At 50.6% G+C, this 13,832-nt stretch carries 13 protein-coding genes; 3 read left to right on the top strand and 10 right to left on the bottom strand.

The window, feature by feature from the left end; translation table 11 throughout:
* Positions 1-46 precede the first annotated feature (46 nt).
* Positions 47-724 carry a carbonate dehydratase gene (can, locus tag ACO0LG_RS07310; protein WP_423024811.1) on the bottom strand — a complete coding sequence of 226 codons (678 nt, stop codon included), beginning with the start codon at positions 722-724 and terminating at the stop codon, positions 47-49.
* Between the two features lie 257 nt (positions 725-981).
* Here can and ACO0LG_RS07305 point away from each other — a divergent pair, with 257 nt between their 5' ends.
* A complete protein-coding gene (locus ACO0LG_RS07305) occupies positions 982-1,128 on the top strand; it encodes a hypothetical protein (RefSeq protein ID WP_423024809.1) in 147 nt (48 codons plus the stop codon).
* A gap of 41 nt (positions 1,129-1,169) precedes the next feature.
* Here the strand turns inward: ACO0LG_RS07305 and ACO0LG_RS07300 are convergent, their stop codons facing one another.
* The 3 genes from ACO0LG_RS07300 to ACO0LG_RS07290 all read right to left on the bottom strand — a co-directional run bounded on the left by ACO0LG_RS07300 (position 1,170) and on the right by ACO0LG_RS07290 (position 3,622).
* On the bottom strand, positions 1,170-1,673 hold the full coding sequence (locus ACO0LG_RS07300; protein ID WP_423024808.1) for a hypothetical protein: 504 nt from the start codon (positions 1,671-1,673) through the stop codon (positions 1,170-1,172).
* Between the two features lie 109 nt (positions 1,674-1,782).
* Positions 1,783-2,910, bottom strand: a complete 1,128-nt coding sequence (locus tag ACO0LG_RS07295; protein ID WP_423024806.1) for a hypothetical protein — start codon at positions 2,908-2,910, stop codon at positions 1,783-1,785.
* Positions 2,911-2,914: 4 nt separating this feature from the next.
* Positions 2,915-3,622 carry a glutathione S-transferase N-terminal domain-containing protein gene (locus ACO0LG_RS07290; protein WP_423024804.1) on the bottom strand — a complete coding sequence of 236 codons (708 nt, stop codon included), beginning with the start codon at positions 3,620-3,622 and terminating at the stop codon, positions 2,915-2,917.
* A 163-nt stretch (positions 3,623-3,785) separates the two neighbouring features.
* Here ACO0LG_RS07290 and ACO0LG_RS07285 point away from each other — a divergent pair, with 163 nt between their 5' ends.
* Entirely contained in the window at positions 3,786-5,948 is a 2,163-nt protein-coding gene (locus ACO0LG_RS07285; RefSeq protein WP_423024802.1) for a gluconolaconase, read from the top strand.
* A 310-nt stretch (positions 5,949-6,258) separates the two neighbouring features.
* Positions 6,259-6,594 (top strand): hypothetical protein, encoded by a 336-nt coding sequence (locus ACO0LG_RS07280; RefSeq protein WP_423024800.1) that lies wholly within the window; start codon positions 6,259-6,261, stop codon positions 6,592-6,594.
* A 180-nt stretch (positions 6,595-6,774) separates the two neighbouring features.
* On the opposite strand, the gene ACO0LG_RS07275 is transcribed toward ACO0LG_RS07280, so the two are convergent.
* The 6 genes from ACO0LG_RS07275 to ACO0LG_RS07250 form a co-directional block, all read right to left on the bottom strand.
* Entirely contained in the window at positions 6,775-7,587 is an 813-nt protein-coding gene (locus ACO0LG_RS07275; RefSeq protein WP_423024798.1) for a TOBE domain-containing protein, read from the bottom strand.
* Positions 7,588-7,609: 22 nt separating this feature from the next.
* The gene (locus tag ACO0LG_RS07270; RefSeq protein ID WP_423024796.1) at positions 7,610-8,293 is read right to left on the bottom strand and encodes an ABC transporter ATP-binding protein; all 684 of its coding nucleotides are present in this window, start codon (positions 8,291-8,293) and stop codon (positions 7,610-7,612) included.
* 24 nt (positions 8,294-8,317) lie between these two features.
* The gene (gene modB / locus ACO0LG_RS07265) at positions 8,318-8,992 is read right to left on the bottom strand and encodes a molybdate ABC transporter permease subunit (RefSeq protein WP_423024794.1); all 675 of its coding nucleotides are present in this window, start codon (positions 8,990-8,992) and stop codon (positions 8,318-8,320) included.
* Between the two features lie 17 nt (positions 8,993-9,009).
* Positions 9,010-9,768: a molybdate ABC transporter substrate-binding protein gene (gene modA / locus ACO0LG_RS07260; RefSeq protein ID WP_423024792.1), complete on the bottom strand. Its 759-nt coding sequence runs from the start codon at positions 9,766-9,768 to the stop codon at positions 9,010-9,012.
* Positions 9,769-9,952: 184 nt separating this feature from the next.
* Positions 9,953-10,552 carry a chalcone isomerase family protein gene (locus tag ACO0LG_RS07255; RefSeq protein WP_423024790.1) on the bottom strand — a complete coding sequence of 200 codons (600 nt, stop codon included), beginning with the start codon at positions 10,550-10,552 and terminating at the stop codon, positions 9,953-9,955.
* A gap of 71 nt (positions 10,553-10,623) precedes the next feature.
* Entirely contained in the window at positions 10,624-13,602 is a 2,979-nt protein-coding gene (locus ACO0LG_RS07250) for an EAL domain-containing protein (protein WP_423024788.1), read from the bottom strand.
* Positions 13,603-13,832 lie beyond the last annotated feature (230 nt).

Genomic DNA, 13,832 nt, shown 5'->3' with positions numbered 1-13,832 from the left:
TGAAGCGATGGCTGTTGAAGACAGCCATCTGTTCAGTCTACATCACTTATTTAGCCGATTCGTCATAACGTGAGAGACTGGCCTCCAGATGTGGCGCCAGTTCATCAGCAGAGCTGACGGTCATTCCCAGCTCGCTCAGCAAACCATCACGCAAGCCATATACCCAACCATGCACGGTCACTGGCTGGCCACGGTCCCAGGCATCTTGCACGATGGTGGTCTGACACAGGTTGACGACTTGTTCGATGACATTCAATTCGCACAGGCGTTCGCTTTGTTGCTGCAAGGACAGTGCCTCACCCAGGTATTTTTCATGCTTTTGATGCACGTCCTGCACATGGCGCAGCCAGTTGTCTGCCAGGCCAACACGACGTTTGGTCAATGCGGCATGCACACCTGAGCAACCATAATGGCCGCAGATGATGATGTGTTTGACTTGTAGCACTTCTATCGCAAATTGCAATACAGACAGGCAATTCAGGTCAGAGTGTACAACAACGTTGGCGATATTGCGGTGGACAAATAATTCACCAGGCAAGAGGCCCAGTAATTCATTTGCTGGAACACGGCTGTCTGAGCAACCTATCCATAAGTATTCAGGGCTTTGCTGTGCTGCCAGTTTCTTGAAGAAATCAGCATCTTTTGCCGTAATGGCAGCAGCCCAGTTGCGGTTGTTTTCAAATAATTGCTGTGGAGTCAATCCTGTGTTGCTTGTTGCGTTCATGCTCTCGCCCATTTATTTTAGACAGGCGAGATTCTACCTGCAATGTGATCTGGTTGCATGATTAGCCCATAATATATCCAGGCATGGTCTATCTGACATGAGCAAAATATTCATATTATGATGTTGGCTTGTATCAACAATACTGGGCAAAAATAAAGGTCCGGCAGTGAATTTGGAGTTCATGCATCATCTCAGGCAAGTATGGCAGGGCAGTGGCGAGCTGGTCCATCTTCATTGATGAACCAGCTGGTTTGCGAATGATAAGAATGATAAAAGAGATGGTGCTGGAAGGTACGGGACAGTCCCGCCTCGCCATCAGCAAGATACCGTTTTATTACTACCTGCATAAGAAACATGCCTACCTGGGTAACAGAGTGAAAACCTTGCTGCGCAAAAATTATTGATCTGGGCTGGCATTATTTTTGCAGGAAGCATATTTGATCAATCAGTGACAAAATTCCTGCATCATTTCATTCAATCTCAATGGAAGTCTTGCATCCAGTCTTTGCTCATCTGTTATTTTGGGATTGATAGTACACACCTTGAACGGTGTTTTTGACGCCAGTTCCAGCCCATAATCTCTAGGTATGCCGCTGGCCTTCAGATAGCGGTCAATACGACCAACCATGCTTCCTGCCTCCTCCAATATACCCAACCTGGCCGCCTTGCGCGACATAAAGAAACCCAGCAAATGATTTTCCTGTGAACGCCAGTTCTCATTTTCTTCGGATTCGCCGCCGGTATTGGTGTGCTGAAAAACATGCGAGACCAAAGCAAAATCCCTGGCTGTCCAGGGCAGGTCATCGACCATCATTTCAAACAGCCGCATGCGGTTGGCAGCGTCCGACTTTAATTCAGCTGGCCTGTCATAAACATTACCGCGTTTAAATAGCGTACTGGTTTTTTGATCTTGCTGATAAATCTTGTCGATTTCGGCAGACCTGCTCATGCTTTCAGCATCGGCAACCGCGTGGAAGGTGAGAACAAGCAATAATAGTCCGTTTTTTAAGATATTCATCGTAATTTTTGTTTGCTCATATCAGGGATACGGACAAAACTCAAGGTGCGGCTTCGAAAGCCAAAGTCTTACCTGCCCCGCGCCACTGACCCAGTAATTTATTACCTTCCCGGCGATAACTGATGGTGGCACTTGGTTTGCCCTTGCTGTCAAATTCAGTCAGTTCGGTTACATCCTTCTTGCGTTCTAGCTCGAGCTTTATGGCCTGACGACGCTTATCATAAAAGTAGCGCGAACTTGAGTAATACACACCGTCAACACTATCAGTGAGCATCAGGGTAATCGGCGTGTTGCCATTGATCTTGCCGCGAAAAACCTGGGCATAGGGATTGATGTCGGCAATTGCTCCATCCCCCTCACCGAGCAAAATATATTTTCCATAGCTGCTGAGGTAAGCAGTCAACTGCGGTGCCTTGAGTGTCATGACCAGATTGCCCAGATCATCAATGGCACGGTTGGCGTGTGCTGAACATGTGCCGCTGTCAAAACTGAGTGCTCCATCGAGTATGCTTATCTGACCGGGGTACTTCAGATACAAATCGTAGAGGCTGCCAGATTTGGTATAGCGTTCTTCCAGGCAGCGCTCGTATAGCTCGATCTGGTCAGCTACCGTTTCTTTGCCGCGCTCTTTCGTCGCCTTGTTGGAGAATTTCTCCAGACGTGCTATTTCTGTACGCAAACGCCGGGCATTGGTTTTTTGCGCCAGTATCGCCAGGGCCTTTTTACCAGACTCGCTTAATAATTCCACAGGCGTGATGACACGCCCTGTCCTTGCATCAAAGTCAAAACGTATTTCATTCAAGCTGCAATATGCGCCGTAGCCCTCAGTACTGACAACGATAGCATATTGTCGCTTGCCGTTCACCAGACCAGCGGATGCTGGCTGCATGGACTCCATAGGAAATTCAAGCTCGATCGGCACCATTTTTGAAGCAGTGTCCTCTTTTCCAGGTGGCAAAGTATTCAATAACTGTATGTGCAGAAAGCTATTGATACGCCCTGCCACTTGCTGATCTTCAGTTGAGATGAAAGGTATGGTGAGCTCTACTTTCTCCCCCGAGGAATTCTTGCTGACATATTTGACAGGCTTATCGCTGAAAGTAGCGCCCAGACAAGTGACGGAAAATAACAAGGCACTGCCAAGCAGACTGATATTTTTGGCGAACATGCAATTAGCGCCCTGGTATCAACAAACCTCTCTGCACTGCCGGACGCCCGACAAATTCGGCCAGGGCGCGTTGTACATGTGGAAAATCATTGATGCCTACCAGGTCACCCGCTTCATAAAAGCCGATGAGATTACGTATCCATGGGAAGATCGCGATATCGGCGATGGTATAGGTGTCACCCATGATCCACTTGCGGTCGGCCAGGCGCTGGTTGACAACGGCCAGCAGGCGCGTAGATTCTGCTACGTAACGGTCGCGCGGGCGTTTGTCTTCATAGGCTTTGCCGGCAAATTTATTGAAGAAACCAAGCTGACCGAACATGGGGCCGATGCCACCCATCTGGAACATCAGCCATTGCAGGCATTCATAGCGTTCTGCCGCATCAGCGGGGATGCACTGCCCGGTCTTGTCTGCCAGGTAGATCAGGATGGCACCGGACTCAAACAGCGCCAGCGGTTTGCCGCCCGGCCCCTGAGGATCAATAATGGCGGGGATTTTATTATTCGGGTTCAGCGATAAAAATTCTGGCGAGGTCTGGTCATTGGTCTCAAAGTTGACCAGGTGCGGCTCATACGGTAAGGCGATTTCTTCCAACATGATGGAGACTTTCACGCCATTCGGTGTCGGCAGTGAATACAGTTGCAGGCGTTCAGGATGTTGTGCAGGCCATTTTTTATTGATGGGAAAATTGTTGATGACAGAGCTGGACATAGTGTTTCCTTCCTGGTTGATCTGATAGCGGCCTTTCGGCGTAGAAATCAGATGCTAATCCATTTATGAATTCTCTGCGCAAGACCATCACATCTATGATGGCAAGTGCGCGGCATTTGCGCTAAGCTGCACGACTTGTGCCGTACATAACATTATTTGCCTCATGCTCAGAACCATCTTCATACGCCTGTTGTTTGTGATTGCCCTGCTAGCCATCACCCTGGGTACGGTACGCTATCTTGGCAATGACAGCGACGATATCTCGGAAGACAATTTGCTGGCGAAAGTGGGCGTGATCAAAAAGCCGGTAGCGACCTCATTTGACTGGCAAGCCGAGCTGGATGTGCATGCGGGCGTGCCTGATGTTGATAGCAGTTATTTTTCCGATCCTTATGCAGTTGCTATAGACAAGCAGGGTAATATTTTTGTCAGCGATGCTGGTGAGCATAACCAGATCATGAAAATCAGCGTAAAGGGTGCAGTCACACCCTATGCAGGCTCAGTCGAGGGTTTCATTGATGGTAAAGCGGAGTTGGCGGCTTTCAATACACCGTCTGGCATTGCTCTTGACACTACAGGTAATCTGTTAGTAGCTGATACAGGTAATCATGCCATCCGCAGCATCAGCCCTGAAGGCATGGTGACTACCCTGGCAGGCAATGGCAAACCCGGCTACCACGATGGCATGGGTACGGAGGCACAATTCAATGGCCCAGTAGGCATAGCAGTGGATGCTTCTGGCAATATCTACGTGGCAGACACCTACAATGACCGCATACGCAAGATCAGCCCTGATGGCCAGGTCAGTACCATCGCTGGTGGCAATGGTTCTGGTTATCTGGATGGAGCAGCGGCCACTGCCCTGTTTGATACGCCAACAGGGCTGGCAATCAATAGCAAGGGCGACATCCTCATCGCCGACAGCAAGAACGACGCCATACGCAGGCTGAGCAAGGATGGACAAGTCACCACCTTGGCCCGAGCCCTTGATGATGAAGAGAAACCCCTGATGCGCCGCCCTTTGAGTATCGTCGCCACCTATGACGATCACTTCTACATAGGCGAAAGCGGCAAGGGGCGCATCATACAGATTTCTCCCGCAGGGGAGATGCGTGGCGTGACTGGAGTAGGTATCAATTTTGAAGCCGGGGATGAAAAGGCCCTACGTTTCTTGCAGCCGACAGGCTTAGCATTGAATGACAAAGGTGGTCTGCTGGTCAGCGATTCCGCCCGCCTGCAATTGGTGAGCCTGCATAGCAAAGGCATGCCTGACAGCATGGCCGGACAAAAACCGGCAGCGCCAGCCACTATGCAGGAAATAAAAAATACCCGTCTTGATGATGAAATCAAATCCTATCCCTGGCCCATCAAACCGCAAAAGACTCCCCATGAAGTCGTCGGGACCATGGGTGAAGTACGCGGCAATTATGATGGTGAAAGTCGCGACCACTTCCACGGTGGCCTTGATGTGCAGGCAAACATGGGCACAACCGTGTATGCCATCGCCAGTGAAAAAGTACGCGGCACCAGCAGCGCCTGGGGTTACGCTGGCCTCAGCGAAGGCATCAAGCTCGACAGCATGGCGTATATCCACATGAAAGTGGGACGCAACGCAAAAGATGCGGTGATCAATGACGATAAATTCCAGCTACAGACGCTGGCAGATGGCAAACCCTATGCAGTGCGTGTCAGGCGCGGCACCCGCTTCAAGACTGGCGAAGCGCTGGGCAGCATCAACCGCATGTTCCATGTGCATCTGGAACATAATCACGCTGGCCTCAAAATCAACCCACTGCAATTGAACTTCCCCGGCCTGGTCGATACCATCGCACCGCAAATAGAAGACATCACTATCGTTGATGGCAGCGGAAAAGGAATCAAGGACAAACAACAGGGCCGCCTGCTCCTGTCCAGCCAGGTCAAAGACTATGGCATCGTCGTCGATGCCTATGACCAGGTCGATGGCAATGCCAAACGCCGTCGTCTGGGTCTGTACAAGTTGGGCTACCAGCTCTTATATACCGATGGCAGCCCTTTGCCTGGCTATGAAACCCCACGCGTGACGATGGAATTCAATGCCCTGCCACCCGACCGTGAAATGGTCAAGTTATTGTATGCAGAAGAAAGCGGCATCACCGTGCATGGTGCAAAGAAAACCCGCTTTTTGTACATGGCCAGCAATTCGGTCAAGGATGGGATTGCTAAAAAAGGCAGCTGGGATGTCAGCAAGTTAGCGCCTGGTGATTATGTCCTGCGCATTCATGCGACGGACTTTGCGGGGAATGTGGCGAAGGATAATCGCGACTTGAGATTCACCCTGGAATAATGCTTTTGCAAGCACACAGTAGCTAAGTGCTTAACAATGACGTACCACATTAAAGAGATTACAAGTTCTTCACTATGATGCATATTCCCATAGTACGTTTACTTTTTCTCGCTGCATTGACTCAGCTACCTTGCCCTGCATTGGCAGAAATTGTTCCCGAGTCATCTTGGCATGGGATGGTTTCGTTCGGCAAATACCAGCCAAGAGAACCCAAATCGCTGGCTGATATCCCACAGCCTGTCGCCGCAAGACCCTGAAAAAACGCCTGGGTGAAGCGCAATATGCACATTTGAAATTGGTAGGTGGCCAGGTGATAGACGCAAAAGAGTTACGTAAAAAAGAACCAAATGCCAGGGATTATCAATGGGAAATTCCAGCCTATATATTGCAATTCGATTTTGAACTATCGGGAACACCCAAAGTCATTTTTCCTGTAGAAATTTCACTCAGATCTGACGCAAGCATAATAGAAGAAATGAATCTCCCCGCTTATGCCAATTCAACAGAAAAACAAGTATTTCATTCTTTCAGAGAGTTAACGAGCGTCATAGCCAGAAAAGGTGTTCTTGAAAAAACATGGCTTTCATACACGAACAAGATAAAGACGGTGCCATCATCAAGAAAGGCTTGCTCGAAAAAAACATGACTGCCAAGCTCAGGTACTATGAAAAATTTGATACCCTGGCCTGGGAATATACCAAGATATTATCGGACGATGGCTACACCAAAAACTTGAAATCTATTTTGGTCAATGCGTATTCAGCGGAAATTATACGGACCATAAAGTCTCATTCTATTCGTTGACATGAGACACCAGACTTCCTCCTCAACCCGCCACACCCAATACCACACTCGAGGCCTTGAACAATCCTGTCACCGTACCACCTACGACCAGGCCCATGCTGCTTGCGCTTTCATTGGTGATGATGGCAGCCAGGGTCGCACCACCTGGCAATTCAAGCACCACTTCGGTATTGACTGCGCCTGGCAGGATGCGGCTGATGTTGCCTGTGAGCTGGTTGCGTGCTGAGAGCCTGACTTTGGGGTCTTCTTCCATGAGGATGATGGAAGAAGCTTTGATGAGTGCAAAGGCTTCTGCGCCAATTTGCAAACCCAGTTCCAGCGTACTCTCATGGGTGATGATGGCGACGATCTTTTGGCCACCAGCTATTTCGAGTTCTATTTCGTCATTGATGGCACCCGGTTTCACCTGGCTGACTTTGCCGAGGAACTGGTTGCGCGCGCTGGTTTTCATATTCATTTTCCTGATCAATAAAAAATCGTCGGCAATACCTACTGCCTGCCGGTCTAGCTGGGCGATGAAGTCGCGGTGTTCTTTTTCTATGATCCTGAAATTATTGACCAGTTGTTCACCGCGCTTGGTCAGTCTTGTGCCACCGCCTCCCTTGCCACCTGTCAGGCGCTCTACCAGGGGTTCACCTGCGAGATTGTTCATGGTGTCGATGGCATCCCAGGCAGCTTTATAGCTCATTTTGACAGCTTTTGCCGCCTGGGTGATGGAACCGCTTTCGGCAAGCTGGGCCAGCAAGGCGATGCGGCTTTGGCCGCCAAGGTTTTCTCCATCGACGGTCATCCAGACTGAACCTTGCAGGGTAATTTCTTTATTCTTTGTATTCATCTGCTGCAGTCCTCATTGACTTTCATGCTGCATATTTTGTGCTTTCGACGAGTCTGCCTTCCTGCAAATTCAGTACATGCTCTCCAAACAACCGCGCATCTTCTGCATCATGGGTGATGAGTATCATGGGGATATTCAATTGCCTTTGCAGGCTGTCGAGCTCTTTGCGCATGCTGATGCGCAGCGGCTGGTCGAGAGCAGCAAAAGGTTCATCGAGCAAGAGCGCACGCGGCTCAGCAATCAGGGCGCGTGCCAGGGCGGTTCTCTGTTTTTGCCCGCCCGATAATTCATGTGGCATCTGCCTGGCCAGGGCTTTTATATGCAGGGCGTCGAGCCAGTAATCGACCTTTTCATCCTGCACTTTGGCAGAAGGGTTGCGCCAGCCATGACTGAGGCCAAAGGCAATGTTCTGCGCCACGTTCAGATGCGGGAACAAGGCGTAGTCCTGGAACAGATAAGCCAGTTGGCGGCGCTGTGGCGGCAAATTGATACGGACCGTATGGTCGAACAGGGTATTGCCAGCGACATGGATATAGCCCGTATCCGGCGTCATCAAACCGGCGATGGCCTTGAGAACCAGACTCTTGCCCGCACCGGATGGGCCGAGTATGACGAGGCGCTGGCTATCGCTGCGGACGACAACATCAAGTTTGAAACTGCGCTGACCGGATCGCAGAGTCTTGTGTATGTGCAGGTCAAATTGCATTTTATTTGCTCATATTCAAAGGCGTCACATGCGATTCGCAATGCGGCCAGGTGCCAGCTTGCCCGCCAGCAGCAAGACCACAATACAGACTGCCGAAGTCAGCAAGACCAGGGTATTGGCAACATCGTCCTGACCTGCCTGCACTGCTTCATAGACGGCAATCGACAAAGTCTGGGTCTTGCCGGGTATGCTGCCAGCCACCATCAAGGTGGCACCAAACTCACCGAGGGCGCGGGCAAAGGCGAGCAAGACACCTGCCAATATGCCGCGCCATGCCAGCGGCAAAGTCACACGGAAAAAGGTCGCCATTTCGCCAATACCCAAGACCCTGGCAGCTTGTTCCAGTTGCCCGTCAACCGCTTCAAATGCAGCCCGCGCCGGTTTGAATACCAGCGGGAAGGCAACGATGGCCGCCGCAATGACCGCGCCCTGCCATGTAAAAATGAAGCTGAAGCCAAAATGATCTTGCAGCCACGCACCGGGTGCGCTACGTCGCCCCAGCAAGACCAGCAAATAATAACCCAGCACAGTAGGCGGCATGACCATGGGCAAGGTCAATAGGGTGTCGAGCAAGTCACGGCCAGGGAAGCGCTTGCGGGCCAGCAAATAGCCTACGCCTATACCCAAAATCAAATTCAGCAGCGTGGCCCAGCCCGCGACTTTCAATGACAATAGCAGGGCTGTCCATGCTGGATTCATCTATAACCTTAAGGATTTTACGGTTTCTGGAAACCGTACTTAGTCAGGATAGCCTGGCTTTGCGGCAAGAACAAAAAGGCGATAAAGCGTTTGGCTTCTTCTGCATTGGTACTGGTCTTGATTTTGGCAACGGGATAAGTGACAGGCATGTCCAGCGGCACATCCATGACTACTTTGACCTTGTCTTTCATGATGGCAGCATCGGTCGCATACACAAAGCCACTCTCGACTTCGCCACGGGCCACATAGTCCAGCGACTGGCGCACGTTCTGGGTATAGATCGCCTTGGCTTCCAGTGCGGGCCACAGTTTTGCTGCCGTCAACGCATGCTGGGTATAACGCCCGACCGGCACGCTGGCAGGGCTGCCGATGGCAATACGCTTGACGCCAGCCTGGTTCAACTCTTCCAGACGCTTGATCGATAAAGTGCTGTCTATGGGCGCAATCAGCACCAGGGTATTTTTGACGAAATCACGGCGATCTGTAGCGATGACCAGACCCTGTTTTTGCGCTTCATCCATGCTCTCCTGATCGGCAGAGGCAAATACATCGACCGGCGCACCTTTGGCAATTTGCTGCAGCAGCGCACCGGACGCACCAAAGTTCAGCGACACCTTGGCCTCAGGATATTGCGCCTGATAATTTTGTGCGATTTCCTTGAAGGCATTGGTCAGGCTGGCAGCGGCAGAGACTGTGACTTCTGCGGCAAGGCTGGTGGCTGAGATTGTGCAGAAAGCAATACTGGCAATGAGTTTGCCCATGGTCTTGATTTGCATACGGTATCCAGAAGAATAAGTGTCGAACAAGTAGCGTAATATACACTTATATATAGCGACTACGAAATAGCTGAATTTGAATATCTGGTATGTCCCGAACAAATATAGGTACATACTGTTTTGTCGGGCAAAAAAAAGCGCAGGGATTTGCATCCCCGCGCTTTAATTGTCTGATCCCGAAAGATTAACGGCGTGTATCTTCCTCAGCCAGCATGGCTTTCTTGAGGCTGCGATCTACCGGGGATTCTCCCAGCCAGATACGCAGCAAGGCATTGTAGAAACCGAGGTCCGGATAAGGATCGCCCATTTTCTTGCCATTCAGTGAGACGACCGTGCCTACTCCGGGTATCCAGTCATTGGTCATGACATCGCCTTTTTTAAGTTCAGGCACGGAGGCAAACAATTCACCGAAACGGATGAATTGTGAAGTCATTTTGGATTTTTCTGCCTTGTCGGTGTTTTGTTGAATACCGGTCATGAAGCCACGACCGAATTCTTCATTACTCAGGTCGCGCAACATGACGATAGTCACGCGGCGTGGCCCGGCTGATGCCAGTACTTCTGGTACTGTGGTCTTTTTCTCTTTCAGATACAGTCCCGCTGCATAGACTTTGAAAATGGCCTTGTAACGTATGCCTGCACCGTTCAACTTCAGATCAGTGCCGCCTACCTGTACGCTTTCATCAAATTTAACTCCGGCAACTTCGGTGGCACTGGCTTGCACACTCATACATAAGGCCAGCGCCAGACCTGCCAGGCGCATTACTGTTTTGTTCAATCGCATTTGTCTCCCCTTTTATTTTAATACCACTTGTAAACTACGCGCCATCGCTTTGGGATACGATAGTCGCGACTCTAGCTTACCTGAATTTCAACTTTTGGGCTGTCGGCTTTTTGCAGCGCGTGGCGGGCGCTGATAAAGCGGTCAAATTCGTCTATAGGAATAGGCTTGCAGAACAGGTAGCCCTGATAAGCCTGGCAACCGGCCTGAAGTAAAAATTCGCGTTGCTGTTCGGTTTCCACACCTTCTGCAATGACATTCAAATCGAGGCTGGCACCGAGGCTGATGATGGTGCGGACGATGTTTGCATTGTTCACATCATCTGGCAAATTATGTACGAAACTACGGTCTATCTTGAGCTGCGTCAAAGGCAAGCGTTGCAGGTAAGAAAGGGATGAATAGCCTGTACCAAAATCATCCATGGAAAAACCGACCCCGAGTTTCTTGATGGCATGCATTTTTTCTATGACGATGGCGACGTCTTCGAGCACAACGCTCTCTGTCAGTTCCAGTTTCAGCAAGACTGGGTTGGTTCCCGTTTCTTGCAGTATGCGTTTGACGTCATCGACAAAACCTGGATGACGGAACTGGCGGGCGCTGACATTGACGGCCAGTTGCATGCCGGATTTAACCGGGTCGTCAGCCCAGATGGCGATTTGCTTGCAGGCTGTTTCCAGTACCCACAGGCCTATCGGCAAAATGAGCCCGGTTTCTTCTGCCAGCGGGATAAAGTCCAGTGGAGATACCAGTCCGCGCGCAGGGTGATGCCAGCGCAGCAATACCTCTGCCCCTATTGGGTCGCCAAGCGCACTGACCTGTAACTGATAATGCAGGACAAACTGCTTGTGCATGAGAGCATGGCGTAAGTCGGTTTCCATTGCGGTGCGGAACTCCAGCGCGGCCTGCATGCTGGGATCAAAGAAGCGCACACTATTTTTACCGAGCGCCTTGGCCTGGTACATGGCCATGTCGGCGCGACGCAATAATTCATCGATACCGACCGCTTCGCTGCCAAACATGGTGATACCTATACTGCCAGAACTTTCATAATCGATATGCCCCAGATTGATGGTCTGGCTCAAGGTAACGCGGATTTTTTCTGCGACCGTTTCAGCCAGGCTGGCGGCATGCTGCATGTCTTCGTGCAGCCCTTCAAGCAAGACCACGAATTCATCACCGCCGGTGCGTGAAACCGTATCATCGGCACGCACACAGGCATGGATGCGCTTGCCTATCTGGGTCAGCAGCAAGTCACCCATATTGTGACCTTGCGTATCATTCAGGGTTTTGAAGTTATCCAGATCTATCATTAAAATCGCGCCATAACGCTGATGCCTGCGGCTGAGGGACAAGGCCCGCGCCAGTCTGTCGAGCAAGAGGCGACGGTTTGGCAAACCCGTGAGCGGGTCAAAGAATGCCAGTTGGTGAATTTTCTCTTCTGAGACTTTATGCTCAGTAATGTCATTGAAAGAGCCGACATAATTACTGACCTTGCCATTCTCATCCAGCACTGCAGATACCACCAGTCGTTCAGAATAAATTTCACCATTCTTGCGACGGTTCCACAACTCACCCTGCCAGCGATGATTGCGGCGTATTTCTTCCCACATCTGGCTATAGAACGACTCGTCATGGCGGCCAGATTGCAGCAAGCGCGTGCCCTCGCCTACCGCCTCGCTCGCTTCATAACCAGTGATGCGTGTAAATGCCTGGTTGACGCGCAAAATAACCAGATTGGCATCGGTGATCAGTATGCCTTCTTCGGTTTCAAAAGCCATGGCGGCAATTTCAAGCTCTTTATCGGCCAGTTTTTTCTCGGTGATGTCGCGTAGCAAGGCAACGTATTGCTGTAATTTCGCATCCTGGTCATACACTGGCGTGAGCAACAATTCCAGCCATAGCACTTGACCATCTGCAGTTTTACGACTGTATTCCAGTGTCAGTGGTTTTTTCTCTTCACGATCTTCCGCCAGCAGAGTGGCAACCGCGGGCGTAAATAAATCACCCAGCTTTTTTTCATGCAAGATATCTTCGGGATAACCGCTCAAATGGCAGGCTGCATCATTGACATAATTGATATGGCCATCGCTGGCGGCGATCAGAACGCCTTGTGAGGTGGCGCTCAGCGCCTCATTGCGCAAGCGCAGCAGTGCTTCGCTTTCGCGCAATTCATCTGCATTCAGTTCACGTTGCCGGCGTTTGATGGTGGACTGATAGCTGAGCATCCAGGCCATCAGACAGACAATCAGGCCAAAAACTTCGATGAACCTCGACAGTCTGGTAGTCCCTTGCCAGCCACCATGTGGTAAAGCAGCCAGTTCCCAACTGCCGCCAGGCAGGATAATGCTTTGCCTGACTGCATCGCCAGCAAATAACTTTGCCTCACCAAGAAACACTTCTCCCTTGCTACCCATGGCATCGCGACCACGTATAGCAAGACTAATTTCATTTTGCACCTGGGCGACGCCAGCCTGCTCCAGCAACTGATCATAGTTGACCACCATGGCGATCGAGCCCAGGAATTCATCATGGCTTTCATGCTCATAAACAGGAATGCGCACCACCAGACCAACACCACCTTGCACCAACGTTAGCGGCCCGGCAATTTGTATTGTGCGCTCTTCTATCATGCGTTGGTACACTGGCCACTGCTTTGGCAACTGGCGATAATCGACGCCCAGGATTTTCTCATTCCCTTTGTAGGGATAGACGTAACTGGGTATCGTACCCTTGACGAGCACCAGATTGCGGATACTGGGATTGGCACTGGCAACCTCTGCCGCCAGCACTTTGAATTCCTGCTCAGACAGATTTGGCTTGGTGGCAAAGGTGACGGCCAGCACGCGCGCGGCAGAAATATTTGACGTCATGCCCGTACCCAGCTTGGTACGCAAGACCACCAATTTTTCGATGATGTCGACTTTTTGCTTCTGAATAGCCAGTTCGCGCTCGTTATTGTCGATGGCCCACAAACCAAGGAACACAATCAGTGCCACCCCCAGCGCAAAAAGCCTGGGATATCTGGATGACAATCCGATATATGATTTATCCATCAAGGCGGTGTGAGTCCTGAAAACAGGTTTTAAGCTACTGATGTTGAGTGTTGAGCAGTTTGATTCACTATTTACCTCCGTTTTTCAACCCAAGGGCAACAGTATTCTACTGTTCTCATAGTAGCAGAATGCCATATCGGTGGCAGGCAGAATTGCTGCTCTGATATGCAAGAAATGGTTTCGCGGTATCGCAGCAACAAAAAAGCCTGCCAAAACAAATTTCGGCAGGC

Source organism: Undibacterium sp. Ji42W, from assembly GCF_049340405.1.
GTDB lineage: Bacteria > Pseudomonadota > Gammaproteobacteria > Burkholderiales > Burkholderiaceae_D > Undibacterium.
This window is presented reverse-complemented; position numbering and strand designations above follow the sequence as displayed.